Origin of the sequence: Streptomyces durocortorensis (genome assembly GCF_031760065.1) — a bacterium.
Taxonomy (GTDB): domain Bacteria; phylum Actinomycetota; class Actinomycetes; order Streptomycetales; family Streptomycetaceae; genus Streptomyces.
The window spans coordinates 443,352-469,184 of the sequence record NZ_CP134500.1 but is presented as its reverse complement, the minus strand read 5'-3'; the positions used below and the strand labels follow the sequence as shown (position 1 = coordinate 469,184).

26 protein-coding genes and 1 pseudogene are annotated in these 25,833 nt (G+C 71.8%); 15 read left to right on the top strand and 12 right to left on the bottom strand.

Annotated elements, in window-relative coordinates; all coding sequences use genetic code 11:
- The first annotated feature begins 59 nt into the window (after positions 1 to 59).
- Positions 60 to 830 carry a class I SAM-dependent methyltransferase gene (locus RI138_RS01905; RefSeq protein ID WP_096628085.1) on the top strand — a complete coding sequence of 257 codons (771 nt, stop codon included), beginning with the start codon at positions 60 to 62 and terminating at the stop codon, positions 828 to 830.
- 12 nt (positions 831 to 842) lie between these two features.
- Here RI138_RS01905 and RI138_RS01900 read toward each other — a convergent pair whose 3' ends face one another.
- Both RI138_RS01900 and RI138_RS01895 read right to left on the bottom strand, forming a co-directional pair.
- Entirely contained in the window at positions 843 to 2,249 is a 1,407-nt protein-coding gene (locus RI138_RS01900) for an FAD-dependent oxidoreductase (RefSeq protein ID WP_311118492.1), read from the bottom strand.
- 67 nt (positions 2,250 to 2,316) lie between these two features.
- Complete coding sequence (locus RI138_RS01895) at positions 2,317 to 3,003, bottom strand: DUF305 domain-containing protein (protein WP_311122785.1); 687 nt, start codon at positions 3,001 to 3,003, stop codon at positions 2,317 to 2,319.
- A 156-nt stretch (positions 3,004 to 3,159) separates the two neighbouring features.
- On the opposite strand from RI138_RS01895, the gene RI138_RS01890 reads away from it, so the two are divergent.
- Complete coding sequence (locus RI138_RS01890) at positions 3,160 to 4,653, top strand: LVIVD repeat-containing protein (RefSeq protein ID WP_311118491.1); 1,494 nt, start codon at positions 3,160 to 3,162, stop codon at positions 4,651 to 4,653.
- Positions 4,654 to 4,873: 220 nt separating this feature from the next.
- Here RI138_RS01890 and RI138_RS01885 read toward each other — a convergent pair whose 3' ends face one another.
- The 5 genes from RI138_RS01885 to RI138_RS01865 form a co-directional block, all read right to left on the bottom strand.
- Entirely contained in the window at positions 4,874 to 5,050 is a 177-nt protein-coding gene (locus tag RI138_RS01885; RefSeq protein WP_179500159.1) for a hypothetical protein, read from the bottom strand.
- A 57-nt stretch (positions 5,051 to 5,107) separates the two neighbouring features.
- Positions 5,108 to 5,839, bottom strand: coding sequence for an HAD family hydrolase (locus tag RI138_RS01880; protein ID WP_311118490.1), 732 nt, complete (start codon positions 5,837 to 5,839; stop codon positions 5,108 to 5,110).
- 76 nt (positions 5,840 to 5,915) lie between these two features.
- Positions 5,916 to 6,626, bottom strand: a complete 711-nt coding sequence (locus tag RI138_RS01875; protein WP_311118489.1) for a phosphatase PAP2 family protein — start codon at positions 6,624 to 6,626, stop codon at positions 5,916 to 5,918.
- 59 nt (positions 6,627 to 6,685) lie between these two features.
- Positions 6,686 to 7,621, bottom strand: coding sequence for a M56 family metallopeptidase (locus tag RI138_RS01870; protein WP_311118488.1), 936 nt, complete (start codon positions 7,619 to 7,621; stop codon positions 6,686 to 6,688).
- Between the two features lie 98 nt (positions 7,622 to 7,719).
- Positions 7,720 to 8,325: a DUF5134 domain-containing protein gene (locus RI138_RS01865; protein ID WP_311118487.1), complete on the bottom strand. Its 606-nt coding sequence runs from the start codon at positions 8,323 to 8,325 to the stop codon at positions 7,720 to 7,722.
- A gap of 191 nt (positions 8,326 to 8,516) precedes the next feature.
- On the opposite strand from RI138_RS01865, the gene RI138_RS01860 reads away from it, so the two are divergent.
- The gene (locus tag RI138_RS01860) at positions 8,517 to 9,065 is read left to right on the top strand and encodes a GNAT family N-acetyltransferase (RefSeq protein ID WP_311118486.1); all 549 of its coding nucleotides are present in this window, start codon (positions 8,517 to 8,519) and stop codon (positions 9,063 to 9,065) included.
- Between the two features lie 44 nt (positions 9,066 to 9,109).
- Here the strand turns inward: RI138_RS01860 and RI138_RS01855 are convergent, their stop codons facing one another.
- A complete protein-coding gene (locus tag RI138_RS01855) occupies positions 9,110 to 9,793 on the bottom strand; it encodes a glycerophosphodiester phosphodiesterase (protein WP_311118485.1) in 684 nt (227 codons plus the stop codon).
- 293 nt (positions 9,794 to 10,086) lie between these two features.
- Here RI138_RS01855 and RI138_RS01850 point away from each other — a divergent pair, with 293 nt between their 5' ends.
- From RI138_RS01850 to RI138_RS01830, 5 genes are all read left to right on the top strand, one after another.
- On the top strand, positions 10,087 to 11,484 hold the full coding sequence (locus RI138_RS01850) for a DUF6421 family protein (RefSeq protein ID WP_311118484.1): 1,398 nt from the start codon (positions 10,087 to 10,089) through the stop codon (positions 11,482 to 11,484).
- 26 nt (positions 11,485 to 11,510) lie between these two features.
- Entirely contained in the window at positions 11,511 to 12,278 is a 768-nt protein-coding gene (locus RI138_RS01845; protein WP_096628100.1) for an SDR family NAD(P)-dependent oxidoreductase, read from the top strand.
- A complete protein-coding gene (locus tag RI138_RS01840; protein WP_311118483.1) occupies positions 12,257 to 13,336 on the top strand; it encodes a threonine aldolase family protein in 1,080 nt (359 codons plus the stop codon). The genes RI138_RS01845 and RI138_RS01840 overlap by 22 nt, the downstream gene beginning before the upstream one ends.
- Positions 13,337 to 13,416: 80 nt before the next feature.
- Positions 13,417 to 14,016 carry a transglutaminase-like domain-containing protein gene (locus RI138_RS01835; RefSeq protein WP_311118482.1) on the top strand — a complete coding sequence of 200 codons (600 nt, stop codon included), beginning with the start codon at positions 13,417 to 13,419 and terminating at the stop codon, positions 14,014 to 14,016.
- Positions 14,017 to 14,089: 73 nt separating this feature from the next.
- The gene (locus RI138_RS01830) at positions 14,090 to 14,782 is read left to right on the top strand and encodes a B3/B4 domain-containing protein (protein WP_311118481.1); all 693 of its coding nucleotides are present in this window, start codon (positions 14,090 to 14,092) and stop codon (positions 14,780 to 14,782) included.
- Positions 14,783 to 14,812: 30 nt separating this feature from the next.
- Here the strand turns inward: RI138_RS01830 and RI138_RS01825 are convergent, their stop codons facing one another.
- Complete coding sequence (locus RI138_RS01825) at positions 14,813 to 15,535, bottom strand: lysophospholipid acyltransferase family protein (RefSeq protein WP_311118480.1); 723 nt, start codon at positions 15,533 to 15,535, stop codon at positions 14,813 to 14,815.
- A gap of 231 nt (positions 15,536 to 15,766) precedes the next feature.
- On the opposite strand from RI138_RS01825, the gene RI138_RS01820 reads away from it, so the two are divergent.
- From RI138_RS01820 to RI138_RS01800, 5 genes are all read left to right on the top strand, one after another.
- Positions 15,767 to 16,093, top strand: a complete 327-nt coding sequence (locus RI138_RS01820; protein ID WP_311118479.1) for a thioredoxin family protein — start codon at positions 15,767 to 15,769, stop codon at positions 16,091 to 16,093.
- 196 nt (positions 16,094 to 16,289) lie between these two features.
- Positions 16,290 to 16,799: a flavin reductase family protein gene (locus RI138_RS01815; protein ID WP_096628109.1), complete on the top strand. Its 510-nt coding sequence runs from the start codon at positions 16,290 to 16,292 to the stop codon at positions 16,797 to 16,799.
- 202 nt (positions 16,800 to 17,001) lie between these two features.
- The gene (locus tag RI138_RS01810; protein WP_311118478.1) at positions 17,002 to 17,787 is read left to right on the top strand and encodes an electron transfer flavoprotein subunit beta/FixA family protein; all 786 of its coding nucleotides are present in this window, start codon (positions 17,002 to 17,004) and stop codon (positions 17,785 to 17,787) included.
- Positions 17,788 to 17,868: 81 nt separating this feature from the next.
- Entirely contained in the window at positions 17,869 to 18,831 is a 963-nt protein-coding gene (locus RI138_RS01805) for an electron transfer flavoprotein subunit alpha/FixB family protein (protein ID WP_311118477.1), read from the top strand.
- A gap of 164 nt (positions 18,832 to 18,995) precedes the next feature.
- Entirely contained in the window at positions 18,996 to 20,294 is a 1,299-nt protein-coding gene (locus RI138_RS01800; RefSeq protein WP_096625316.1) for a DUF6986 family protein, read from the top strand.
- A gap of 141 nt (positions 20,295 to 20,435) precedes the next feature.
- Here the strand turns inward: RI138_RS01800 and RI138_RS01795 are convergent, their stop codons facing one another.
- The gene (locus RI138_RS01795) at positions 20,436 to 21,464 is read right to left on the bottom strand and encodes a LacI family DNA-binding transcriptional regulator (protein WP_311118476.1); all 1,029 of its coding nucleotides are present in this window, start codon (positions 21,462 to 21,464) and stop codon (positions 20,436 to 20,438) included.
- Between the two features lie 197 nt (positions 21,465 to 21,661).
- Between RI138_RS01795 and RI138_RS01790 the strand changes: the two genes are divergently transcribed.
- Entirely contained in the window at positions 21,662 to 22,591 is a 930-nt protein-coding gene (locus RI138_RS01790) for an ROK family protein (protein ID WP_311118475.1), read from the top strand.
- 149 nt (positions 22,592 to 22,740) lie between these two features.
- Positions 22,741 to 23,778 (top strand): NUDIX hydrolase, encoded by a 1,038-nt coding sequence (locus RI138_RS01785; protein WP_311118474.1) that lies wholly within the window; start codon positions 22,741 to 22,743, stop codon positions 23,776 to 23,778.
- A gap of 146 nt (positions 23,779 to 23,924) precedes the next feature.
- Here the strand turns inward: RI138_RS01785 and RI138_RS01780 are convergent.
- Positions 23,925 to 24,374, bottom strand: a pseudogene (locus tag RI138_RS01780) (MBL fold metallo-hydrolase); the annotation flags it as partial.
- Between the two features lie 86 nt (positions 24,375 to 24,460).
- The gene (locus tag RI138_RS01775) at positions 24,461 to 25,825 is read right to left on the bottom strand and encodes a dipeptidase (protein ID WP_311118473.1); all 1,365 of its coding nucleotides are present in this window, start codon (positions 25,823 to 25,825) and stop codon (positions 24,461 to 24,463) included.
- Positions 25,826 to 25,833: the final 8 nt, after the last annotated feature.

Here is a 25,833-nt window from a genome sequence, read left to right as displayed (position 1 = left end):
CGGGTCGCGGGTGGCGGAAGCGCCTGCCGGGCGTCCCCGCGTCGGTAGGCTGGTCCGTGATGTTCACCAAACATGGCCCCACCGTGCGCGAACTGGCCGTTCAGGCGCTCTCCTCGACAGAGCGCGGATACGATCTCCTCGCCCCGAAGTTCGACGAGACGCCCTACCGCACCCCGGACCGCGTGCTCGACGCCGTCACCCGGGCGCTGCGTCCGCTGGGCCCCTTCGACACCGGGCTCGACGTCTGCTGCGGCACCGGCGCGGGCGTCGGAGTGCTGCGTCGGGTGTGCCGGGAACGCGTGACCGGGGTGGACTTCAGCGCGGGCATGCTCGCCGAGGCCCGCGCCGCGTTCCCGGACCGCGCGGCGTACCCGGCCGGGGGCGAAGGCCCGGCGGTTGCCGGGGGCGGCGGGCCTTCGGTGCACTGGGTGCGGGCCGACGCCCGCGCCTTGCCCTTCGCGCCCGCCTTCGATGTCGCCCTGAGCTTCGGCGCGTTCGGGCACTTCCTGCCCGAGGAGCGCTTCGGGCTCTTCGCCGAGGTGTACGGATCGCTCCGCCCGGGCGGCCAGTTCGTCTTCCCGCTCGGCGCACCGCCCCCGGTGGGCTCGCGCGCCTACTGGTCGCTGTTCGGGTTCGACGCGGCGATGCGGCTGCGCAACGCCCTGTGGCGCCCGAAGTTCATCATGTACTACCGCACGTTCCGGCTCGGCGATGTGCTGGAGGACCTGACGCAGGCCGGCTTCGTCGTGCGGCTGCTGCCGTTGACCGAGCTGGGCCTGCGTCCCGACGGCAGCCCCCGGGCACGCCTGGTGGTGGCGACCCGGGAGTGAGACCGGCAAGGCTCACCGCTCACCGGTCCCTGTCCCGTCCCGTGCCGCCGCCAGCAGCCCGGGCCAGTCGGGAATCTTCACCGGCCCGCGCCCCAGCGACCGGCCGAGCTCCACCTCCGCGCGCTCGATCGACAGCCAGCCGTCCCACTCCACCGGCCGCAGCCCCCACCCCCTCAGCACCGCCAACGGGTCCGCCGCCGCCGTACGCGACTCCAGCAGGGGCGCGTCCTCCAGCAGCGAGGCCACGGTCTCCTTGGCGCACGAGCGGTTCGAGCCGATCACGCCGGTCGGCCCCCGCTTGATCCACCCGGCGACGTACTCACCCGGCGACGGCGCCCCGTCCCGAACCACCCGCCCCGCCCGGTGCGGCACCGTCCCGCGCACCGGGTCGAAGGGCAGCCCCGGCAGCTCCACTCCGCGATAGCCGACGGCCCGCAGGACGAGCTGCGCCTCGACGTCCTCGTACGCCCCGGTGTCCCGTACACCCCCCGCGCCGTCCGGAGCCGTACGGGCGAAGCGCACCCCGGCCACCCGCCCGCCGCGCTCCAGCAGCTCGACCGGCCGCAGGAAGAACCGCAACCGGATGCGGCGTACGGCATCGGGGGTTCCGAGCCCCTCCGCCACCGGCCCTCCGCCCGCCGACCAGCCGCGCAGCACTTCCAGGTTGCGCCGGACCACGGCGGGCAGCGGCGGCGATGCGGGGAGGGCGCCCGGAGCGGCGTACGCCGGGTCGAGCGCCAGCTCCGCCGGGTCGACGACGATCCGGGCGCCGGGCAGAGCCCCCAGCTCCCGCAGCTCCTTGGTGGTGAACCGGGCCTGGGAGGGGCCCCGCCGGCCCACGATGTGCACGTCGCGCACCCGGCTGTCCGCGAGAGTGCGCAGCGCGGCGTGGGGCACGTCGGTGGAGCGCAGTTCGTCCGCGCCGCGCGCCAGGATCCGGGCCACGTCGACCGCCACGTTGCCCACGCCGATCACCACGGCCGAGCGGGCGTCCAGGGCGAAGGGGTCGGCGGCGATGTCGGGGTGCGCGCTGTACCAGGAGACGAAGCGGGTGGCCGAAAAACTCCCCGGCAGATCCTCGCCCGGCACCGCCAGCGGGCGGTCGGCCGCCGCCCCGACGCAGTAGACGACCGCGTGGTACAGCCGGGCGAGCCGCGCGGGGGAGACGCCGTCCGCCCCACCGACGCCGACGTTGCCGACGAACGAGACCCGCTCGTCCTCCAGCACCGCCCGGAGGCTGTTCTGGAGCGACTTGATCTTCTCGTGGTCGGGAGCGACCCCGTACCGCACGAGGCCGTACGGGGTGGGCAGCCGGTCCAGGACGTGCACCCGGACATCGGGCACGAGCGACTGCTGGAGCAGGGCCTGGGCGGTGTAGACCCCGCTGGGACCGGAACCCACGACGGCGACTGAGAGCACGGCGCACCTCTTCCCGGAGGGTGCTTCCAGCATCGCACCGACGGCCGGAACACGGGATACCCGCGCATCACGTCATCAGCGCGCGCATCCGGTTGATCTCCACGGTCTGCTGGGCGACGACGTCGTTCGCCATCTGCTCGACGATGACGTCGTTCCCCTCGGAGAGCGCTTCCGTGGCCATGGTGATCGCCCCCTGGTGATGGGTGATCATCAGTTCGAGGAAGAGCTTGTCGAAGGCCTTGCCATCGGCGGCACGCAGCTTCTTCAGCTGAGCCTCGGTCGCCATGCCGGGCATCCCCGCGTGGTCGTGGTGCTGCTTCCGCTCGTCCCCGCCGTTTCTTTTCAGCCATCCTTCCATCGCCCCGATCTCGGGTTTCTGGCCTGCGGATATACGTTCCGCGAGCCGCTTGACCGAAGTGGACGAGGCCCGGTCCGGGGTGAGTCCGGTCATCACGAGGGCTTGCCTGTGGTGTTCGATCATCATCTGCGCATAGCGGAAGTCCGCCGAGTTGGCGGTGTCCTGGCCGGTCTCCGCGGCGGCCTCCTCGGCGGTGAGCGTCCGTGCGGGTTCGCCCGGTCTGCCGGGCGCCACCACACCCGGACCTGCGTCCTTGCCCGCAGCCGGCCTCCCGTCACCGCTGTCCGCGTCACAGGCTCCCAGGGTGAGTACGGCGGCAACTGCCGCTGCCGCGAGAGTGGTTGAGCGCAGGGTTGCGGACCGGTGGTGGATCAACACGGCGACCTCCAGTGGCACGTGGGCTGTTGCGGACCGTCCTGACACGCTTCCACACAGCTGAGATCGGAAACTTCCGGCGCGTCCATGCTGCCATCTGTTGATGTGTACATGAGAGGGGCGATACTGCCCGGGTCCGTGAACCGTTCGACCCGAACGGATACAAGGGAGGACGCAGTGACCTCGTTGCACACCACCCGCGTGCGGCGCAGACGCCTGGGCGCGGTTGCAGCCGCAGCCGGACTCCTCGCCACGCTGCTGACGGCCACCACAGCGGCCGCGACGCCCGACCCGGGCGATGCCCCGGCCGAACGCGGTTCCGTCACCACCAGCGAGCAGGCCGAGGCCAGGGCCGCGATAGCCGCCGGTGACATACCCGGCGTGGACGAGATCGTCCACAGCTCGAACATCAAGCACCTGGCGAACGTGCCGAAGGGCGACCTGAAGGGCACCAACACGGACCTCGCGTTCCAGGGGAAGTACGCCTACGTCGGCAACTACGACGGTTTCGTCATCTACGACATCAGCAAGCCGAAGAAGCCGAAGACCGTCGCCCAGGTGCTCTGCCCCGGCGCACAGAACGACATCTCGGTCTCCGGGAACCTGCTGTTCCTGTCGACCGACTCCTCGCGCAGCGACAACTCGTGCTCCAGCACCTCCCAGCCGGCCACGGAGAAGTCCTCCTGGGAGGGCATGAAGATCTTCGACATCAGCAACAAGCGGCGTCCGGAGTACATCGCCGCCGTCGAGACCGCCTGCGGCTCGCACACGCACACGCTGGTGCCGGACGGCAGGAAGAACGTGTACGTGTACGTCTCCTCGTACTCGCCCAACGAGGCGTTCCCGGACTGCCAGCCGCCGCACGACGGGATCTCCATCATCAAGGTGCCGCTCAAGGCGCCGCAGAAGGCCCGGATCGTGAACTTCCCGGTGCTCTTCCCGGACGGCGGCAACCCGGGGGCGCCCGAGAACCCGGGTGTCTCCAAGACGACCGGCTGCCACGACATCACGGTCCTGCCGTCCAAGGACCTGGCCGCCGGCGCCTGCATGGGTGACGGTCTGCTGTTCTCCATCAAGGACCCGGAGCGCCCGAAGATCATCGACCGCGTCCAGGACAACGTGAACTTCGCGTTCTGGCACTCGGCGACCTTCAACCAGGGCGCGAACAAGGTCGTCTTCACCGACGAGCTCGGCGGCGGCGGCGCGGCCACCTGCAACGAGGAGATCGGCCCCGACCGCGGCGCCGACGGCATCTACGACATCGTGGGCAAGGGCGACAAGCGCAAGCTGGTCTTCCGCAGCTACTTCAAGATCGACCGTCACCAGGCCGACGTCGAGGTCTGCGTCGCCCACAACGGCTCGATCATCCCGGTGAAGGGCCGCGACCTGATGGTCCAGGCCTGGTACCAGGGCGGCATCTCCGTATGGGACTTCACCAACTCGGCCAAGCCCAAGGAGATCGCCTTCTTCGAGCGCGGCCCGGTCACCCTCGACCGGGTCACCACGGCCGGCCCCTGGTCGGCGTACTACTACAACGGTCACATCTACTCCAGCGACATCGCCAAGGGCTTCGACGTGCTGAAGCTGAAGGACCGGCGCACCGACCCGGCGAAGCGGGTCAGGCTCGACGAGCTCAACGCGCAGACGCAGCCGGACTACTTCGACCGCTGACCCGTCGGCGGGCTCCCCGGATCACCCGTCGCACACTCCGGGGCCGGTGTCCTCCGTGCGGTTCTCCGCCCGGGAGGCATCGGCCCCGCCGTGTGAGCGGCGGAAATTCATTGACCGGTGAGCCGGGCCGGGACATGCTGGATGCGCCCGGATCCGGCGACGCGGGGGATCGCCGGATCGGGCGCTTTTCGCGCGCGCGGTCATAGGGGCCCGGAAGCCCTCAGGCGGCGGTCCGGTCGGTGTCGCCGGTGGCTGCGGCCCACTCCACCAGCAGCCGCTGGTATTCCCTCTCGTCCTGCGGGGTCAGTCGGCCGCCCGAGCGCTGCCAGAGGTCGCGGATCTCCGCGTTGACCTCGGCAGTGGAACGCGCGGAAACGGACGACGACATCGGGGACATGCTCCCAGGCTACGGCCACGATCCGCCCCTACTACCCCCTCCGCGGCGGGATATGCCTCACACCCCGGACCGGCTGCCGTCCGCGCTGCCGCCCCGGGGCGGTACGAGTCCCAGCGACCGCAGGCCGTCCGGCCGCCCGGCCACCGGCAGGTGGTCCACGAACCGGACCTCGCAGCCGACGGCCGCCGCGCCCCCGTCGGCCCCGCGGTCGTCACCGACCATGACCACGTCCGCCGGATCCCGGGCGATCAGCGAGCAGGCAGTCCGGAACAGTCCGGCGGCGGGCTTCTGCATCCCGTGCTCGTAGGACAGGACATAGGCGTCGACCAGGGCGTCGAGCCCATGGGCGCGAAAGACGGGGCGCAGGTCCCAGCCGATGTTGCTGACCACCCCGGTGGCGATGCCCGCCCGCCGCAGCCCCTCCAGCACCTCCGCCGCGTCCGGGTAGGGGCGCCAGGCGTCCGGCAGCATATGGCGGTCGTAGAGCGCCTCGTACAGCCCCGGATCGGGCAGGGCGACCTGCCGGGCCAGACCCGTGTACGCCTCGCGGTGCAGGGTGGCGCTGAGGTCCCGGCGGGCCACCAACCCGGCCAGCCGCTCCGGCACCCGGACCGGCGGCGGACCGCCCGGCAGGGCACCGGCGGCCGAGAGCTGACGCACGTACCGCTCGAAATCCTCCGGCGCCACCTCGGTGCCGCGCTCGCGCAGCACGGTCGCGAGCCAGTCCCGGACCGGCTCGATACGGAACAGGGTTCCGGAGAAGTCGAACAGCACACCCTTGACCACCATGGTGCGATCCTTCCCGGTACGTTCCCACGCCGACAAGACCGCCTGCCATCGGGCCCGCCGCGGTGTTCGAGGGCCCTCAGGGCCGGGGAGTCCGGGCCGCGCCCGCCGGGTCCCGGCGCGCCGGGACCCGTGCGTACCCGGCGGCGCACAGCGCCACCGCGGCCACCCCCAGCAACGCGCCGCCCACGACATCGCTCAGCCAGTGCACCCCCAGATACACCCGGGTCACCGCCACGCCGACCGCCGAGACCACCGCCACGGCCAGCGCCGCACCCCACACCCCGGGGCCCGTGCCGTACAGCCGCAGCAGCCAGACCAGCAGCCCGCAGCTGACCGCCGCTGTCATGGCGTGGCCGGAGGGAAACGCGGAGTAGTCGGCCGTGTCCACCGGGTCGGGCCACTGCGGGCGCTCGCGCCCCACGACGGTCTTCAGCCCCTGCTGGAGGAGGGAGGCGAGCAGGCTCGTCGCGGCCACCCGGAGGGCGAGCGGCCGCGCACCCCGCCACCACAGGGCGACCACGGCCACCGCGATCAGGAGGCGCATCGTCCAGGGGTCCCACACCCAGTCCGTCAGCACCCGGCTCACCCGGACCAGCCCGGGATCGGCCACCGCGTCCCGGTGCAGGGCCTCGGCGACCATGCGGTCCAGGGACAGCAGCGGGGGCCACCGCGCGGCCACCAGGGCGAGCAGCGCCAGGGCGGCCGCAGCGGCGACGGACGCGGTCCACAGCGCGGCGGTCCGGGGGCGGGGCAGGGGCTGCGGCGGGGAGACTCGGAGGGAGCGCATGGGGGCGATCCTCGCGGAGGACGCGGTCCGAAGCCCAACCCGCCCCGCCCGGCGTACTCCTAGCCCAGCGCCCGCAGACCCGGAACGAACGCCACGACCAGCGGAACCACCGGCACCAGCGCCGCCGCGGCCGTCAGGCGCAGCCGACGGCCCGCCGTCAGACGCTCGACCGGGGCCAGCAACCGGTTGACACGCAGCGGGACTTGGGCATCCGGTGTGGGGCAGGGGCCGAACACCCCCCGGTCCTCGTTGAGCCCGACCAGGGCCAGCGCGGTCGTGAGCCGGCCGAAGCGGCGTGACGCCACGTCGTCGGCGGCCAGTTCGACCAGCCGGTGCATCTCGTCGCGGAACGCGGCGAACACCGGGACCTGCGGGAAGCCCACCGCCAGCGCCGACGAGCAGTGCAGCAGCCAGTCGTGCCGCGCCTGGGCGTGGCCCTGCTCATGGGCGAGCACGGCGTCCAGCTGGCGGCCCTTCAGACGGCTCAGCGCGGCGGTGGTGATGACGAGTTGCGGCGCGGTACCGGGCAGCCACCAGGCGTCGGGGCGCTCGCCCTCCAGCACCACAAGACGGTCGGCGCCCGGTTCCTCGCCCGGCAGGAGAGGGGAGCGGACCAGCAGCTCGGCCCGGCGCTGCCTGCGCCGCCGCCGCGCCCGCCGGATCTCCCTCAGCAGCATCGCGCCGCTCCACAGTCCGCCCAGCGCCAGCAGCACCGCGATGACCGCCGACCACGGTCCGTACGCCGCCAGGGCGTACGCCTCGACCACGGCGTGCGGGGCCGGGGCGAAGACATGGCCGCGCACCGCCTGCCAGGCGGCCGCCGCGCTCAACGTCATGGACAGGGCGAACGAGACGAGGACCCCCGCCACCACGCACTGCCAGACCCACAGGGCCACCACCGGCTCGCGCTCCGGCCACTGGGCGCGCGCCATGAGTCGCGGGGTCACCAGAGCGGTCAGTGCACCGAGCAGCAGCAGCGCGAGGGAGACCAGCATGGCCTCAGACTATGAGGGGCGGGTCTTCCATTGGTATGGCTGCGACCGGCAAGTGACGCAGACCACGGTTTGCCGGGGCTTCTGTCCCACTTCCCGTCTCACAGGGTGAGCAGCATGGCGAACATGGCGATGCCCATCGTGAGCCGGCAGGCCGTGGTGAGCCCGGAGCGTTCGTCCGTACCGCTCCCGAATCCTCCGGGCCCGCGCCCGGCGACGCGCACCACTCCGCCGGGCGCGGCGGCCACGGGCAACAGCCGCCCGGCCGAGCTCAGTACGTAGAACGCGTAGTAGACGAGCAGCGCGCCCGTCAGCGCGGGTATCCCTCCGGCGCCGCCCGCCGCCCCGTGTCCGGCATGCCCGTCCCCGCCGCCTCCCGAGACCGCCGGGGCCATGGTGATCGCCATGTAGACCATGGCCAGCGAGCCGATCAGGTGGTGCAGGTGATGGCCGCCGCCCAGGGCGGGGCGCAGCGACCGCAGCGCCGCGGCGCCGAAGAGCACCGCATACAGTGCCCACGCCCACTCCGGGGGCGGCAGCACCGCGGCGGGTACGGCCATCGCCGCCATGCCGAAGCCCATCAGCGCCTCCGCGCGCGCGGCGCGGCGCTCCGCCGGGGTCCCCGTACGGGCGTGCAGCAGGCAGTAGGCGCCGCTCACCGCGCACAACGCCAGCAGCATCCAGCCGACCAGGGTTCCTCCGTGCACGGCGCGCATCCCCCTCGGACGTACGGCACTCCTGCGGGTCGACTGGTCGATGCCCGGGCGATCGCCGCCGAACCCGGCGCACAGGGGTGTGAAGGGGGTGCGCCGGGGCCCGGGAGGGGCGCTACAGGTCGCGCTACGCTCGATCGCACGCACGGCAGCGGAGAGGCCGCTGAGAAACGGAGAGCGCCACCATGGACACCGCCCCGCCCGCCGATTCGGCCCGGCTGACCTTCCGCGACGCGACCGGGGACGACGTCCCGGCGCTGGTCGCCCTCATCGAGTCGGCCTACCGCGGGGACTCCAGCCGCACCGGCTGGACCACCGAGGCCGACATCCTCCAGGGGCAGCGGACCGACGAACAGGGAGTGCGCGAGGTCCTCGACGCCCCGGCGGGACGGCTCCTCGCGGTCGAGCGGGACGGTGAGCTCGTCGCCTGCTGCCAGCTCGAACACCGGGGCGAGGCCGCCTACTTCGGCATGTTCGCGGTGCGTCCCGGGCTTCAGGGCGGCGGACTCGGCAAGCTGATCATCGCCGAGGCGGAGCGCACCGCGAAGGAGAGCTGGGGCGTCGGCGAGATGCACATGACGGTGATCTCGGTGCGCGAGGACCTGATCGCCTGGTACGAGCGCCGAGGCTACCGCCGTACGGGAGAGCTCACCCCGTTCCCGTACGGCGACGAGCGCTTCGGCATCCCGCAGCGCGACGGACTGGCCTTCGAACTGCTGGTCAAGAGCCTCTGAGGCGTGCCCGGTGTGCCCGGTGTGCCCGGCGCGCCCGGCCGGGCTCAGGCGGTGAAGCGGCCGGTGCGGCGGATCTCAGGGAAGTCGGTGGTCGCGCCGTCCAGCCCCAGCGCCCGCGCCAGGCGCAGCTGGTCCTGGGTGTTGACCACCCAGCCGATCACCTTCACTCCCTCGGCGTGCGCCTGCTCCACCACCTCCAGGGTGAGGCGGCGGATGTTCAGCGCGAGCGTTGCCGCGCCCGCCGCCTTCGCCCGGTCCACCACGTCCGCGCCCCAGCGGCTGGCGATGAGCACCGTCCGTACGCCGGGCACCAGCCGGGCGATCTCCACGACGGCCTCGTCGTGGAACGAGGACACCTCCACGCGTCCGACGAGACCGCGCTCCAGCATCACGTCCGCCAGCGCGCGGGCCGCCGCCACGTCCTTGATCTCTGCCTGGAGCGGCGCGGAGACGGCCTCCAGCACCTCTTCGAAGACGGGCACCCGCTCGCCCTGACCCGCGTCGAGCTCGCGCAGCTCCGCCAGGGTCTTGGCCGCGATCGGCCCGGTTCCGTCCGTGGTGCGGTCGACGGCGGCATCGTGCATGACGGCGAGCGCGCCGTCCTTGCTCAGGTGGAGGTCCAGCTCGATGGCGTCCATCCCGGACGCCTGCGCGCGGACGAAGGAGCGCAGGGTGTTCTCGGGCTCGACACCCATCACTCCGCGATGACCCAGGGTGAGAAAAGACAAGGCGACCTCGTTTCCGTCGGCGGTTGTCCGCCAACTGCTCCTGCCCGCGCGGAGGTACGGCAATACGGCACTGGGGAGGGTAACGGCCGGGGCTCCCGATGTCTGCCGCCGTGCGGGCCCGGTCGGCAGGCTCCCGCAGCGACTGCGGGAACTGTGCCTCTGTCCGGGGTGTGACAGGAAAAACAGCGGTGACCATGGGGGTGCACAGGATAATTTTCAGGACCCCCCTTGTCGGGAGGAACCCTGCGCGGCTACGGTGGCTCCACGCGAGGTTCTCCCGTGGAGGAAGTGTTATGACGGAAATTCTTGTGCACGACGCCACCGAAGGCGAGATAGCTACGGCCCAGCGGGTGGTCGAGCACCCGGCCTGGCCTGTGCTCAAGGGTGCCGTCGAGGAGATCCGCCCCTGGCAGTCCAAGGACGGATCGATCGACTTCGAGGCCGAGGGCGCCCCGTCCCCCGCGACCGTCGAGCGTGCCGTCGAGCGCGTGATCGGCGCGGTCGAGGAGCTGTCCCCGCTGCTGCCGCACGACGCCGACTACCACCGCGCGCTCGTCACCGACCTGCGCCGCTGGGCCGCCGACGGCTTCCGTGTGCCGGACTTCCTGGACTCGCTGCTCGCCTTCCAGCCCGCGAAGAACCGCACCGACGGCCTCCAGCACCTCGTCGTCTTCGCGATGTACACGCAGAACGGCAACCCCGACCGCAACCTCGAAGCGGTCGTCCTCAAGATGGTCTGGCCCGAGTGGCTCGCCGACCTGGAGGCGAACCGCTATGACAACCCGCTCTTCTGCGGCATCACCTTCGAGGACTTCACCGCCGGGTACGACACGAACTCCGCGGTCCTCTTCCCGGAGACCATCGCCGTGCGCGAGGCCCCCGAGCGCTTCAGCTGGGGCGGCATCTTCTGCGACCGCGAGGCCGCCCGCTTCCGCCGCGTCACCGAGGCCTCCGTCGACCTGCTCGGCCTGGAGCTGCCCGACGACATCCGCGAGATGATCGGCGACCAGCAGCGCTGCGAGCAGGCGTTCGTCCTGTGGGACATGGTCCACGACCGCACCCACAGCCACGGTGACCTGCCGTTCGACCCCTTCATGATCAAGCAGCGCCAGCCGTTCTGGATGTACGGCCTGGAGGAGCTGCGCTGCGACCTCACCGCCTTCAAGGAGGCCGTGAAGCTGGAGTCCGAGGGCAACGCCCACGGCCGTGACGTGCAGTACGCGGTGCTCTTCGACCGGATGTTCCGCTTCCCCGTCTCCGGCGAGCGCGTCCGCAACTACGACGGCCTGGGCGGCCAACTGCTCTTCGCCTACCTCCACAAGCACGACGTCGTCCGCTGGACCGACAACACCCTGAAGATCGACTGGGACCGTGCCCCGCAGGTCACCAACCAGCTCTGCGCGGACATCGAGAAGCTCTACCGCGACGGCATCGACCGCCCCAAGCTGGTCCACTGGTTCGCCGCGTACGACCTGGTCTCCACCTACCTCGCCCCGCACCCGGGATCCCGCTGGGCCAAGGGCCCCGACGCCCTAGACCTCACACTTCCCCCTCGCAAGCTCGTCGACGACGTGCTTCCTGACGAGTTTCCCCTGAGCATGTTCTATGAGGCGCTCGCCAAGAAGCTGAAGCACGTGATTGCCTCCACCAAGGGAATCACCGCGGCGAACGACGAGCGGGCAGCCGCGTGAACCATTCTCCTGAGGAGGCGGTGGCCATGAACGGAATCGGTACGGGCAACGGGACCGGTGCGCTCGAAGGCGCCGTGGTCGCGGTTGCCGGAGCGGCCGGACCGGCCGGCCGCGCGACGCTGCTGCGGCTCGCCGAGGCCGGTGCGACCGTCGTCGGCTGCGACGCCAACCCCGAACGGCTCGCCGAGGCCGTGGACGCCGCGCGGTACGCCCACGGCGGAGCCACCGTCACCGGCGAGACCGTCGATCTGCTCGACCTCGACGCCACCCGCGACTGGGCCAAGCGCACCGAGGCGGAGTTCGGCCGGATCGACGGACTGGTGCACCTCGTCGGCGGCTGGCGCGGCAGCGCCAGCTTCGAGGAGACCGCCCTGTCCGACTGGGACGCGCTGGAGAAGCTGCTGATCCGCACGGTCCAGTCGACCTCGCTGGCCTTCCAGGAAGGCCTTCAGCGCAGCGACCGGGGCCGGTATCTCCTGATCAGCGCCGCCGGGGCCAGCAAGCCCACCGCGGGCAACGCCGCCTACGCCGCCGCCAAGGCCGCGGCCGAGGCATGGACCCTCGCGCTGGGGGACGCCTTCCGCAAGGCCGGGGGCGAGGAGGGGCCGCGTACCGCTGCTGCGATCCTGGTGGTCAAGGCACTGGTGCACGACGCGATGCGCGCCGAGCGCCCGAATGCGAAGTTCGCGGGCTTCACCGACGTCACGGAGCTGGCCGAGGCCATCACCGGGGTCTGGGAGCAGCCCGCCACCGAAGTGAACGGAAAGCGCCTGTGGCTGACCCCGCAACCGTAAGGACCGACGCCCGACGTCACCACGATCCGCAGGTACGCGGATTCGCCAGTGACAACTACGCGGGCGCGCACCCCGAGGTCCTCGCTGCCATCGCCCTCGCCAACGGCGGCCACCAGGTCGCCTACGGCGAGGACGAGTACACCGGCCACCTTCAGCGGATCATGCACAGCCACTTCGGGCCCACCGCCGAGGCCTTCCCGGCCTTCAACGGCACCGGGGCCAACGTGGTCGCCCTCCAGGCGCTCACCGACCGCTGGGGCGCGGTCATCTGCGCCGAATCCGCACACATCAACGTGGACGAGGGCGGTGCCCCCGAGCGGATGGGCGGCCTCAAGCTCCTCACCGTGCCCACCCCGGACGGCAAGCTCACCCCCGAGCTCATCGACCGGCAGGCATACGGCTGGGACGACGAGCACCGGGCCATGCCGCAGGTCGTCTCGATCGCCCAGAACACCGAGCTGGGCACCGTCTACACCCCCGACGAGATCCGCGCCATCTGCGACCACGCCCACGAGCGCGGCATGAAGGTGCACCTCGACGGGGCCCGGATAGCCAACGCGGCCGCCTCCCTGGACGTGCCGATGCGGACGTTCACCAACGCGGTCGGCGTCGATGTGCTGACCTTCGGCGGCACGAAGAACGGGGCCCTGTTCGGCGAAGCCGTCGTCGTCCTGAACCCCGACGCCGTCCGGGCGATGAAGCATCTGCGTAAGCTCTCCATGCAACTCGCCTCCAAGATGCGCTTCGTCTCCGTCCAGCTGGAGGCCCTGCTCGCCAAGGACCTCTGGCTGCGCAACGCGCGGCACGCCAACGCCATGGCCCAGCGGCTGGCGGAGGGCGTCCGGGCGATCGACGGGGTGGAGATCCTCTACCCGGTCCAGGCGAACGCCGTCTTCGCCCGGCTGCCGCACGCGGTCAGCGAGCGGCTCCAGAAGCGCTTCCGCTTCTACTTCTGGGACGAGGCGGCCGGGGACGTCCGCTGGATGTGCGCGTTCGACACCGGCGAGGATGACGTCGACGCCTTCCTCCAGGCACTGAAGGAAGAGATGGCGCGTTAGCCACCCCCTCCTTCCGTATGACTATGCGGCCGACCGTAGATCAATGGATCTGCGGTCGGCCGTTTCGTACGCTCTGGGGAATGGAGCCGACCCCGCAGTCCTCGGACATCTCCCTGTATCTGGCGGCCGACGAGGCCATCGATCACGAACGCCCGCGCGTCAGGGAAACCGTCGCGGACCTCTCGCGTGTCGGGAGTGATGCATGTGCATACGCCCGAGCCGCTTTCGTTCACGTGCGCGACACGATCCCGCACTCCGCCGACTCGGGAGACCCGCGCGTCACCTGGCGGGCCTCCGGCGTACTCGCCGCCCGCACCGGCATCTGCCACGCCAAGTCGATCGCGCTCGTGGCCCTGCTGCGGGCCCGTGGCATCCCCGCAGGGCTCTGCTATCAGCGCCTCGCGGACGATGACGGAACGAATCCGATCGTCCACGGCCTCGTCGCGCTGCGGCTGCCGGGCGAAGAGCGCTGGGCGCGCGTGGACCCGCGGGGCAACAAGCCGGGCATCGACGCGCAGTTCTCCCTGGAGGCGGAGCGGGTGGCCTGGACCGTGCGCGAAAAGTTCAATGAAGTGGACTATCCGATAGTCTATGCTGCACCGGTGTCCACGGTCCTCCATGCGCTCAGAAGCGCCCGGGACCGCGTGGAGCTGTGGCGGATGCTTCCCGCCGGTCTCTGAACGCCGCCGAACGCACCGAACCGCTCCACCGCATCCGTGTTCCCCCCGGTCACCGCCCAAGGTAAGGCAGACGATGTCCCTCATGTTCACCGTGTCCGACGAGGTGCGCACGCTCGCGCCGGGCTTCACCCACCTCGCCGTCGAGGCGCGCGGCCTGGTCAACGGCCCCAGTGACGCCCGCAGCTCCGCCCTGCTGGACGCCGCCTCCCGCAGGCTCGCCGAGCGCCTGGAGGGCCGCGCCCCGCACGAGGACCCGCGCATCATCGCCTGGCGCGAGACCTACACGGCCTTCGGCGCCAAGCCCTCCCGCACCCGCAATTCGGCCGAGGCGCTTGCCCGGCGCGCCCTCGCCGACGGCGGGCTGCCCCGGATCAACCTCCTCGTCGACGCCTACAACGCGATCAGCGTCGCCCATCTCGTCCCGGTCGGCGGCGAGGACACCGACCACATCAAGGGCGGCATGCGGCTGATCCGCGCGACCGGCGACGAGCCGTTCCCCATCGTCGCCGGGGGAGAGGAGACGGTGGAGCATCCCGAGCCGGGCGAAGTCGTCTGGTGCGACGACGAGGGCGTCACCTGCCGCCGCTGGAACTGGCGCCAGGGCGTGCGCACCCGGCTCACCGAGGACTCGGTGAACGCCGTCTTCCTGCTGGAGGGCCTCACGCCCATGACGACCGGCGAGCTCGACGCCGCGGGCGCCGAACTCGCCGCGACCCTGGAGCAGCTGAGCCCCGGGGCGCGGATCACCGTCCACGCCGCGCAGTGACACCCCCCCCCGCCATCGGCGGGAGCGCCCTCAGCCTGCCTCGCGCACCTCGGCGGGCGTCGGGGCCGTACCGCCGAGGTGGGCCGGCACCCACCAGGTGTCGCTCGCGTCCTTCGGGCGCACCGGGTAGGCGCGCTGGGCGGCCTCCAGAAGGTCCTGCACCCGCTCGCGCAGCCGCCGGGTGATGGCGCCCGCGTACTGGTCGGAGGGCGCCTCCACGGGCTCGCCGACCCGGATGGTGATCGGGATGTGGCTGCGCCGGAAATTACGCGGCCGCCCCTTCGTCCAGATCCGCTGCGTGCCCCACAGTGCCATCGGGATCAGCGGGACCCCGGCCTCCTGGGCGAGGCGCGCCGCGCCCGACTTGAAGCTCTTCAGCGTGAACGACTGCGAGATGGTCGCCTCGGGGAACACCCCCACGATCTCACCGGAGCGCAGCGACTTGAGGGCGTGGGCGTACGCGTGCTCGCCCTGGTCGCGATCGACCGGGATGTGCTTCATTCCCCGCATCAGCGGACCGGAGACCTTGTGCCGGAAGACCGATTCCTTCGCCATGAACCGGACGAGCCGCTTCTGCGGCAGGGCGCCCAGGCCGGTGAAGATGAAGTCGAGGTAGCTGATGTGGTTGCTGACCAGCACCGCACCACCGGTCTTCGGGATGTGCTCCGAACCCTGAGTGTCGATCTTCAGGTCGAGCGCCTTGAACAGGGTGCGAGCGGCGCCGACGACCGGTCGATAGACGAGTTCTGCCATCTGGTGAAGACCCTTCTTCAGTGCCTGGGGAGGGTTCTCCCGGCGGAAGTTACGCAGCCGTAGGTATTCGGCATTGTGGCGATGGTGCCCCATGTGGGAGCCGGTGGCCAGTCCCGGTGGGCTCGGGCTGCGAGATTCTCGTCACGTGTGCGCCCCCCGGGAGCTGCGGGAATGTCCGGAGGGCGGCCGGTGCTGACCTCTTGCGAAGAGCTCTGATCGAGGAGGCACCACGTGGACGGCCGGAACGGCGCACAGCGCCTCGACGCATCCCAGCTCGGCGCGGAGCTGGGGGAACGGGCGACGCTCGTGCAGTTCTCCAGCGCCTTCTGTCAGCCGTGCCGGGCGACCCGCCGCACCCTGGTGGAAGTCGCCGGGATGGTCGACGGGGTCGCGCACATCGAGATCGACGCCGAGGCCCATCTCGCGCTCGTGCGGCGGCTGGACATCACGAAGACGCCCACCGTCCTCGTGCTCGACGCGGACGGCGAGGTGGTCCGTCGTGCGTCCGGCCAGCCCCGGACGGTCGATGTCGTCGCGGCGCTGGGACACGCCATATGACGGACCGTGACGCATATCGCACCTTGCGGAACTCCCTTGACTGCACCCACCGCGCATCGTCAGTCTGACGTTATGCCGCCAGAACTCCTTCTCCACGGCCGGGTCCATGTGGACCTCGCACGCTGCGCGAGTGCGCGTTGTCCGGGTGTCTGAGCACCCACGGACCCGTACGCCTCTCCCGCAGAAGGACATGTCCATGACGGCTTCGCCCGACCTCGCCACCTCCCCGGCGGTCACCACGTCCGAGCTCTTCCGCTCCGTCTTCCGCCGCCACGCCGCGGGTGTCGCGGTGATCACCGCGGCGGGGAAGCGCCCCGTCGGCTTCACCGCCACCTCGCTGACCTCCGTCGCGGCCGAACCCCCGCTGCTCTCCTTCGGCGTCGGTACGTCCTCCTCCAGCTGGCCCGTACTGGCCGACGCCGAGCATGTCGGCGTCCACCTGCTCGGTGAGCACCAGCAGGAACTGGCCGCGACCTTCGCCCGCAGTGGTGCCGACCGCTTCGGCCCGCCGACGGACTGGGCCCCCGGCCCCGAGGGCGTACCGCTGCTCGCCGATGTGCCGGCCTGGCTGGTCTGCCGTGTCGTGGCCCGTATCCCGGCCGGGGACCACCGCATCGTGATCGCCGAGGCCGTGGCCGGGGACCCCGCCGGGGCGGGCCGTCCGCTGGTCTATCACCAGGGCCGCTTCACCGCTCTGCGAGACTGACCCCACGCACCCCGTGCACAGACCCGCCGCCGTTGGCAAGGTCACAGTGCGCAGCGGTTGCCCAGGGGTAAGAGACTGGGTGTACTGGCGAGTAATATCGGGCTCGGAGCCTCGGTCGTCCTGACCGGAAACGGCCCGACATGGCGCCTATGCTGCGTGCAACAAGGCAGCCCAGAAATGACGATGCAGTAGGAGAGCCGGCGTGAGCTTGAGGATCGTTGTCTGTGTGAAGTACGTGCCCGACGCGTCCGGTGACCGGCGTTTCGCCGATGACCTGACGTTGGATCGTGAGGATGTCGACGGTCTGTTGTCGGAGCTGGACGAGTACGCGGTCGAGCAGGCGTTGCAGATCGCGGACGAGGCGGACGATGCGGAGATCACCGTGGTGACGGTGGGTCCGGAGGATGCCAAGGACGCGTTGCGCAAGGCGTTGTCGATGGGTGCGGACAGGGCGGTTCACGTCGAGGACGACGATCTGCACGGTACGGATGTGATGGGGACGTCGCTGGTGCTGGCGAAGGCCGTGGAGAAGACCGGGTATGACCTGGTGATCTGCGGGATGGCGTCGACGGACGGTGTGATGGGTGTGCTGCCGGCGTTGCTGGCGGAGCGTCTGGGTGTGCCGCAGGTGACGCTGTTGTCGGAGGTGGCGGTGAGCGGGGGTGTGGTGACCGGGCGGCGTGACGGTGACACGGCCACGGAGCGTCTTGAGGCGTCGCTTCCGGCGGTGGTGTCGGTGACCGATCAGTCGGGTGAGGCGCGTTACCCGTCGTTCAAGGGGATCATGGCGGCGAAGAAGAAGCCGGTTCAGTCGCTGGATCTGGATGATCTGGGTCTGGAGGCGGACGAGGTGGGTCTGGCGGGTGCGTGGACGGCGGTGGATTCCGCGACGGAGCGTCCGGCGCGTACGGCGGGCACGATCGTGAAGGACGAGGGTGAGGGCGGCAGGCAGCTTGCCGAGTTCCTCGCGGGTCAGAAGTTCATCTAGTCCGCGTTCCCCGGCCCGGCACGGGCTGTCCGTTCCCGATCCGTCCTTCTCTTCTTCTGTTCTCGTCTGGAGTGCGTTGTCATGGCTGAAGTTCTTGTTCTTGTCGATCATGTGGACGGTGCGGTCCGCAAGCCCACGCTGGAGCTGTTGACGCTGGCTCGTCGGATCGGTGATCCGGTCGCGGTGGCGTTGGGTGCTGGTGCGGAGGCGACCGCGGGGGTGCTGGGTGAGCACGGTGCGGTGAGGGTTCTGACGGCGGATGCGCCGGAGTTCGCCGAGTACCTGGTGGTTCCGAAGGTGGATGCGTTGCAGGCGGCGTTCGAGGCGGTCTCGCCGGTGGCGGTGCTGGTGGTGTCCTCGGCCGAGGGCAAGGAGATCGCCGCTCGTCTCGCGGTGCGGGTCGGTTCGGGCGTCATCACCGATGCCACGGATCTGGAGGCCGGTGAGGAGGGTCCGGTCGCGACGCAGGCGGTGTTCGCCGCTTCGTACACGACCAGGTCCCGGGTTTCCAGGGGTGTTCCGGTGATCACGGTGAAGCCGAACTCGGCGGCGGTCGAGCCTGTTGCCGCGGCTGGTGCGGTCCAGGCGCTGGCGGTGTCGTTCGGTGAGGCGGCCCGGGGGACGAAGGTCACCGCGCGTACGCCGCGTGAGTCGACGGGGCGCCCGGAGCTGACGGAGGCGGCGATCGTGGTGTCCGGTGGGCGTGGGGTCAACGGTGCGGAGAACTTCCCGCTGATCGAGGCGCTCGCGGACTCTCTGGGTGCCGCGGTGGGTGCGTCGCGTGCGGCGGTGGACGCGGGCTGGTATCCGCACACCTCCCAGGTCGGCCAGACCGGTAAGTCGGTCTCTCCTCAGCTGTATATCGCCTCGGGTATCTCGGGGGCGATCCAGCACCGGGCGGGGATGCAGACCTCGAAGACGATCGTCGCGATCAACAAGGACGCCGAGGCCCCGATCTTCGACCTCGTCGACTACGGCGTCGTGGGTGACCTCTTCACCGTCGTTCCGCAGCTGACCGAGGAGATCAACACCCGCAAGGGCTGATCCCCGGGCAGGCATACCCCGCCTCTGGGCCGCACGGTGAACCCACCGCGCGGCCCAGAGCCGTTCCGGGCCACCATTGACGCAGGTCCGGCGGACTTATAACTTCACTATACGGATTGTTGATTCCGGGAAGCGGAAACGGCGAGAGCGTGGAGGGTACGGTCATGGGTCAGCAGGAGAAGGTGGCGACGAGCCTCGCGGGCACGGTCAGCGAGGAGATCAGCGCCTCCCTCACGGCGGTCGACGCGGAGCTCGCCCGTCGCTACCCGGGCGATCCCGGCACCCGCCAGCCCGTCCACACCGTCTACGTACCGGGTGACGTCTTCGAGCCCGGCACATTGCGCTCCTGGGGCGACCAGGCGCTGGCCGCCCTCGACGAACACGCCCCCGACGCCTCATCGTTCGCCGCCGTCCTCGGCATCCCCGAGGAGCTGGCCGGGCCGGTCCACGACCGCGTACGCGCCAAGCTGGAGCGCGAGCCGGTCGAGGACCTGCGCATCGACTTCGAGGACGGCTACGGCCCCCGCCCGGACGCCGAGGAGGACGAGGCCGCCGCCCGCGCCGCCCGCCTGGTCTCCGAGGCGTACGCGAACGGCACGGCGGCCCCGTACATGGGCATCCGGATGAAGTGCATGGAGGCCGGGGTGCGCGACCGGGGCATCCGGACCACGGACGTCTTCCTCACCGGGCTCATCGAGGCGGGCGGGCTGCCCGAGGGGCTCGTGCTGACCCTGCCGAAGGTGACGTACCCCGAGCAGGTCACCGCCTTCGTCCAGCTCCTGGAGGCCTTCGAGAAGACCCACGGACTGGACGCGGGGCGCATCGGTTTCGAGATCCAGATCGAGACCAGTCAGTCCATCCTCGCCGCCGACGGGACCGCCGCCGTCGCCCGCATGATCGACGCCGCCCGGGGCCGGGCGACCGGACTGCACTACGGCACCTTCGACTACAGCGCCTGCGTCGGCGTCAGCGCCGCCTACCAGGCCAGCGACCACCCGGCCGCCGACCACGCCAAGGCCGTCATGCAGGTCGCCGCCGCGGGCACCGGCGTACGCGTCTCCGACGGCTCCACCAACGTGCTGCCCGTCGGCCCCGCCGCCCAGGTGCACGAGGCCTGGCGGCTGCACTACGGACTCACCCGCCGTGCCCTTGCCCGTGCCTACTACCAGGGCTGGGACATGCACCCGGGCCACCTGCCGACGCGCTACGCGGCCGTCTACACCTTCTACCGCGAGGGTCTGGAGCCCGCCGCCGCCCGGCTCGCCGCGTACGTGGCCAAGGCGGGCGGCGACGTCATGGACGAGCCCGCCACCGCCAAGGCGCTCAGCGGCTATCTGCTGCGCGGTATCGACTGCGGCGCGCTGGACACCGCCGAGGTCGCCCGGCTGACCGGTCTGACCCGCGCGGACCTGGACGCGTTCGCCTCCCCGCGCCGTGGCGACCTGACGGTCACGGCCCCGTAGGGAGCCGTCGGCGGGCCCCGTGCCCCGGCCGGGGCACGGCCAGTCCGGCCGGAGTCCGACGGCCCGACGGCTCACGTGGGCGCGGGCCGCCCGGGCGGGCGCAGGCAGGCGGCGGGCCCGGGCAGGCAGGCCCACGCGCGCTCAGGCGGGCGGCAGTTCGCCCGAGCCGCGCGGGATCAGCGTCGTCGGCAGCTCCACCCGCGCCGGGGCGTGATCGGCGCCGTCGAGGCGGCGGAACAGGTGCTCGGCCGCGGTCCTGCCGACCGCCGCGGCGTCCTGCGAGACCACGGTGATCCCGAGCAGGTCGGCCAGCTCGATGTCGTCGAACCCCACCAGCGCCACCGGCCGTTCGCGCTCCGCGATGACCCGGACCACCGTCACCGTCACCCGGTTGTTCCCCGCGAAGAACGCGGTGACCGGCTCGGACCCGCCGAGCATCGCCTCGGCCGCCGGCCGCACCCGGCCGGGCCCGGTCGAGCCGAGGGAGACCCAGTCGTCCTCGACGGCGATGCCCGCGTCGCTCATCGCGGCGTGATAGCCGCGCAGTCGCTCCGTGGCGGTGTGGATCCGCGGCTGGTCACCGATGAACCCGATCCTGCGGTGGCCGTGCGCGATGAGGTGGGCCACGCCCTGCCGGGCGCCGCCGAAGCTGTCCGAGAGCACCATGTCGGCCTCGACGCGGCCCGCCGGACGGTCCACGAAGACCGTGGCGATGCCCGCCTTGATCTCCGGCTCCAGATAGCGGTGGTCGTCGCCCGCCGGGATCACGATCAGGCCGTCCACGCGACGGGCGCACAGTGCGAGCACCAACTCCTGCTCCCGCTCCGGGTCCTCGGCGCTGGAGCCGTTGATCAGCAGCGCTCCGTGCGCGCGGGCCACCTCCTCCACCGCGCGGCTCAGCGGACCGTAGAACGGGTCCGCCAGGTCCTCCAGGACCAGTCCGATGGATGCCGTACGGCCCTTGCGCAGCACGCGCGCGCTGTCGTTGCGGCGGAAGCCGAGCGCGTCGATCGCCTCCTGCACGCGGCGCTCGGTGTCGGGCGTGACGCCGGGCTCGCTGTTGACCACCCGGGAGACCGTCTTGAGGCCGACTCCGGCCCGGGCCGCCACGTCCTTCATGGTCGGGCGGTTGCCGTAACGAGTCTCGGAATGACGGGTGGTCCGGTCCACGTGCGCTGTCCTGTCGTCGGATACGGTCGGGGCTGCGGGCGCTCCGGCCCGGCCCCTGCGGGGCTCCGTGGGGGTGATCGGAGGCTGTGGCGTCGAGCATAGGCCCTGGACAACGTTGTCAACAGAATGGAGACTGTGCAGACTGTGGCCGGAACCCGCAGGTCCCGCCCCTTCACCGATCCGGAGAGCCCACACCGATGCATACCGACCTCGTCGCCGCGCTCGACATCGGAGGCACCAAGATCGCCGGAGCGCTGGTGGACGACGGGGGATCCCTCCTCGTACGGGCGCAGCGGCCGACGCCCGCCCGGGAGGGCGCCGAGGCGGTGATGGGGGCCGTGGACGAGGTCCTGGGCGAGCTGACGGCCTCGCCGCTGTGGGGCCGTGCGGGCTTCGCGGGCATCGGCAGCGCCGGCCCGGTGGACGCGGCCGCCGGTACGGTCAGCCCGGTCAACGTCCCCGGCTGGCGCGACTTCCCGCTGGTGGAGCGGGTGCACAAGACGACGGGCGGGCTGCCGGTCGCGCTGGTCGGCGACGGGGTCGCGATGACCGCGGCCGAGCACTGGCTCGGCGCGGCCCGCGGCTACGACAACGCGCTGTGCCTCGTCGTGTCGACGGGCGTCGGCGGCGGACTGATCCTCGGCGGCACCCTGCGCCCCGGCCCCTCCGGCAACGCTGGTCACATCGGGCACATCAGCGTCGACCTGGACGGCGAGCCCTGCCCCTGCGGTTCGCGCGGGTGCGTCGAGGGCATCGCCAGCGGCCCCAACATCGCCCGCCGCGCGCTGGAGGGCGGCTGGCGGCCCGGCCCGGACGGCGACGCGTCGGCGGCCGCGGTGGCCGTGGCCGCCCGCGCCGGGGACCCGGTCGCCCTCGCCTCCTACGAGCGTGCGGCCCAGGCGCTGGCGGCCGGGATCGCCGCCACGGCCACCCTGGCGGACCTGGACATCGCGGTGATCGGCGGGGGAGTGGCCGGGGCCGGTGACGTCCTTTTCGCGCCGCTCCGCCGCAGCCTGCGCGACTACGCCACGCTCTCCTACCTCCGTCGGCTGACCGTCGCGCCCGCCGTGATGGGCACCGACGCGGGCCTGGTCGGAGCCGCCGCCGCGGCCATCGCGCTGCGCTGAGGACCGCTGTCCCGGCAGCCCCCGCGGCGCGACGCCGGAGGCCCCGAAACGGTCCGGACGGCCATATCCGGGCAACGCCGTCGCCCGTCGGGGTTTCCGCGGCAGGGTGGAGCGGGCAAGCCACAGGGGGCTACGGAAGAGGGGGACCCGTGATCGTCTGGATCAACGGTGCGTTCGGTGCGGGCAAGACCAGCGCCGCGGGCGAACTGATCGACCTGATCCCGAACAGCACGCTGTACGACCCGGAGATCACCGGCGCGGGGCTGCGCGGTCTGCTGCCCCAGAAGAGACTCGCCGAGGTCACCGACTTCCAGGACCTGCCGATCTGGCGGCGGCTCGTGGTGGACACGGCGGCCGCACTGCTGGCAGAGGCGCCCGGGGTGCTGGTCGTGCCGATGACCCTGCTGCGGCAGGAGTACCGCGACGAGATCTTCGGCGGCCTCGCCTCCCGCCGCATCCCCGTCCGGCATGTGGTGCTCTCACCTGAGGAAACGATCCTGCGCAGTCGGATCTCGGGCCGGGAGGAGTTCCCCGGCGACGAGGAGCAGAGCGAACGGGCGCGCCGGTGGGCGTACGAGCACATCGCCCCGTACCGCGACGCCCTCGGCTGGATCACCGAGGACGCCCATACCGTCGACAACAGCGCCCTCACCCCCCGCGAGACCGCCGAGCGGATCGCGGAGGCCGTGCGCAGCGGCAGCGCCGCGCCGTGCGCCATCGTCCAGAGCCCCCCGCCGACGGCCGAGACCGTCGCCGCCGGGGTCCTCCTCTTCGACGAGCAGGACCGGGTGCTGCTCGTCGACCCCACCTACAAGCCGGGGTGGGAGTTCCCCGGAGGTGTGGTCGAGGCGGGCGAGGCGCCGGCACAGGCGGGGATCCGGGAGGTCGCCGAGGAGACCGGCCTCCACCTCGACCGGGTCCCGACCCTGCTGCTCGTCGATTGGGAGCCGCCCTGCCCGCCCGGCTACGGCGGGCTGCGCTTCCTCTTCGACGGTGGTCTGCTGCGCTCCGAGGATGCCGGCCGCCTGCTGCTGCCCGGCTCCGAGCTGCGCGGCTGGCGCTTCGTCACCGAGGAGGAGGCCGCGGAGATGCTGCCGCCCACCCGGTACGAGCGGCTGCGCTGGGCCCTGCGGGCACGCGAACGGTCCACGGTGCTCAACCTGGAGGCCGGGGTCCCGGTGGTCTGAGCGGCGCGCCCGGGGGCCCTTCACGAACCCTTCGCCGCTGTTTCGCCAGGACCGGTCGAGGTCCGCGCGCCGCCTCTCTGTCTCCGTTCGCCGCCGCTTCCCTCGGACCGAGGGACGTCCGCGCCGCCCTTCACGTACCCTTCGCCGCCGAACGGCAGCACCTCGCCGTGCCGCACCTCACGGTCGACCCGGGTGGGCGGGGCCTCGGGGACCGTCAGCCCGTGCTCGAACAACGGCCGTTCCCAGTCCAGCAGGTCCGGTTCCGGTACGGCGACCTCGCCCCTGATCACCGGAGCGTCCAGCGCCTGGGCGAGGATCTCGGCGCCGTGGCGGTCCGTCGGCTCCTGCGCGGCGCCGTAGTGGTCGCGGTGGCCGTGGATGAGGACGATACGGCGGATCCGGGCCGGGGCCGAGCGAGCGGATCGCCTCCTCGATCGCGGCGGCCGGTCCGATGTCACCCGCGTCGATCAGGGTGAGGTCCGTCCCGTCGCGCCAGAGGCAGGCCTGACCGATCCGGAAGCGGAACATGCGCAACTGGGGAGTACCTCGACGAGATCCGTGCGGCGAACGTACGCAGCGGCGTACACCCGCCGCACGGATCTACGCTCTGGGCGACTTCGCCGGGGGCGTAGCGCGGGAGGGACGGACCGGCAGTACCACCACCCCCGTCCCCGGCCCCGCCTCAGGCCTTCTTCGACTCCGCGTAGTTCCGCAGGAACAGCGCCTCGGCCACCGACATCCGCTCCAGCTCCTCGGGCGAGACGCTCTCGTTCACCGCGTGGATCTGCGCCTCGGGCTCGCTCAGCCCGATCAGCAGGATCTCAGCCTCCGGGTAGAGACCGGCCAGCGTGTTGCAGAGCGGGATCGAGCCGCCCATCCCGGAGGACTGCATCTCCTGGCCCGGGTAGGCCTCGCGCATCGCGTCCGCCATCGCCGTGTACGCCGGGCTCGTCATGTCGGCGCGGAACGGCTGGCCCTGACCCACCTGTTCCACCCGGACCCGCGCACCCCAGGGCGCGCGCGACTCCAGATGCGCGGTGAGCAGCTTCGTGGCCTCGGCCGCGTCCTGGCCGGGCGGCACCCGCAGGCTGATCTGCGCCCGCGCGCTCGCCTGCACGGACGGCGTCGCGCCCACCACCGGCGGGCAGTCGATGCCGATGACGGTGACGGCGGGCCGCGCCCAGATCCGGTCCGCGACCGTACCGGAGCCGATCAGCTCCACCCCGTCCAGCACCTTGGCGTCCTGGCGGAACTCGGCCTCCGGGTACTGGAGTCCGTCCCAGTCGGCGTCACCGGACAGGCCGTCGACCGTGGTCGTCCCGTCCTCGGCGCGCAGCGAGGCCAGCAGCTGGATCATCGCGGCCAGAGCGTCCGGGGCCGCGCCGCCGAACTGCCCCGAGTGCAGGTTCCCTTCGAGGGTGTCCAGCTGCACCCGCAGCATCGTCATGCCGCGCAGCGTCGCCGTGACCGTCGGCAGCCCGACCCGGAAGTTGCCCGTGTCGCCGATGACGATCGTGTCGGCCGCCAGCAGCTCCGGGTGCGCCTGTGCGTACCGCTCCAGACCGCCGGTGCCCTGCTCCTCGGAACCCTCGGCGATCACCTTCACCGAGACCGGGACGCCACCGTTCGCCTTGAGGGCGCGCAGCGCGAGCAGGTGCATGATGAACCCGCCCTTGCAGTCCGCCGCACCCCGGCCGAACCAGCGGCCGTCGCGGTCGGTGAGCTCGAACGGCGGGGAGAGCCAGGCCGACTCGTCCAGCGGCGGCTGCACGTCGTAGTGCGCGTAGAGCAGCACGGTCGGCGCACCGGCCGGGCCGGGCAGGAACCCGTAGACCGACTGGCTCCCGTCCGGGGTGTCGAGCAGGGCGACGTCCGCGAAGCCCTCGGCGCGCAGCGCGTCGGCGACCCAGTTCGCCGCCGCCTCGCACTCGCTCGGCGGGAACACCGCGGGGTCCGCCACCGACTGGAACGCGACCAGCTCGGCGAGCTCCGCCCGCGCACGGGGCATCAGCGAGGCAACGGTCTCAGGAATCGGACGGGCGGTCATGGGCACGC

Coding starts and splice junctions, on each gene's coding strand:
- RI138_RS01775 (WP_311118473.1), bottom strand. CDS start 25,825: ATGACCGCCCGTCCGATTCCTGAGACCGTTGCCTCGCTGATGCCCCGT.
- RI138_RS01885 (WP_179500159.1), bottom strand. CDS start 5,050: ATGTCCCCGATGTCGTCGTCCGTTTCCGCGCGTTCCACTGCCGAGGTC.
- RI138_RS01845 (WP_096628100.1), top strand. CDS start 11,511: ATGAACGGAATCGGTACGGGCAACGGGACCGGTGCGCTCGAAGGCGCC.
- RI138_RS01870 (WP_311118488.1), bottom strand. CDS start 7,621: ATGCTGGTCTCCCTCGCGCTGCTGCTGCTCGGTGCACTGACCGCTCTG.
- RI138_RS01800 (WP_096625316.1), top strand. CDS start 18,996: ATGGGTCAGCAGGAGAAGGTGGCGACGAGCCTCGCGGGCACGGTCAGC.
- RI138_RS01875 (WP_311118489.1), bottom strand. CDS start 6,626: ATGCGCTCCCTCCGAGTCTCCCCGCCGCAGCCCCTGCCCCGCCCCCGG.
- RI138_RS01860 (WP_311118486.1), top strand. CDS start 8,517: ATGGACACCGCCCCGCCCGCCGATTCGGCCCGGCTGACCTTCCGCGAC.
- RI138_RS01835 (WP_311118482.1), top strand. CDS start 13,417: ATGGAGCCGACCCCGCAGTCCTCGGACATCTCCCTGTATCTGGCGGCC.
- RI138_RS01880 (WP_311118490.1), bottom strand. CDS start 5,839: ATGGTGGTCAAGGGTGTGCTGTTCGACTTCTCCGGAACCCTGTTCCGT.
- RI138_RS01825 (WP_311118480.1), bottom strand. CDS start 15,535: ATGGCAGAACTCGTCTATCGACCGGTCGTCGGCGCCGCTCGCACCCTG.
- RI138_RS01830 (WP_311118481.1), top strand. CDS start 14,090: ATGTCCCTCATGTTCACCGTGTCCGACGAGGTGCGCACGCTCGCGCCG.
- RI138_RS01815 (WP_096628109.1), top strand. CDS start 16,290: ATGACGGCTTCGCCCGACCTCGCCACCTCCCCGGCGGTCACCACGTCC.
- RI138_RS01790 (WP_311118475.1), top strand. CDS start 21,662: ATGCATACCGACCTCGTCGCCGCGCTCGACATCGGAGGCACCAAGATC.
- RI138_RS01805 (WP_311118477.1), top strand. CDS start 17,869: ATGGCTGAAGTTCTTGTTCTTGTCGATCATGTGGACGGTGCGGTCCGC.
- RI138_RS01850 (WP_311118484.1), top strand. CDS start 10,087: ATGACGGAAATTCTTGTGCACGACGCCACCGAAGGCGAGATAGCTACG.
- RI138_RS01905 (WP_096628085.1), top strand. CDS start 60: ATGTTCACCAAACATGGCCCCACCGTGCGCGAACTGGCCGTTCAGGCG.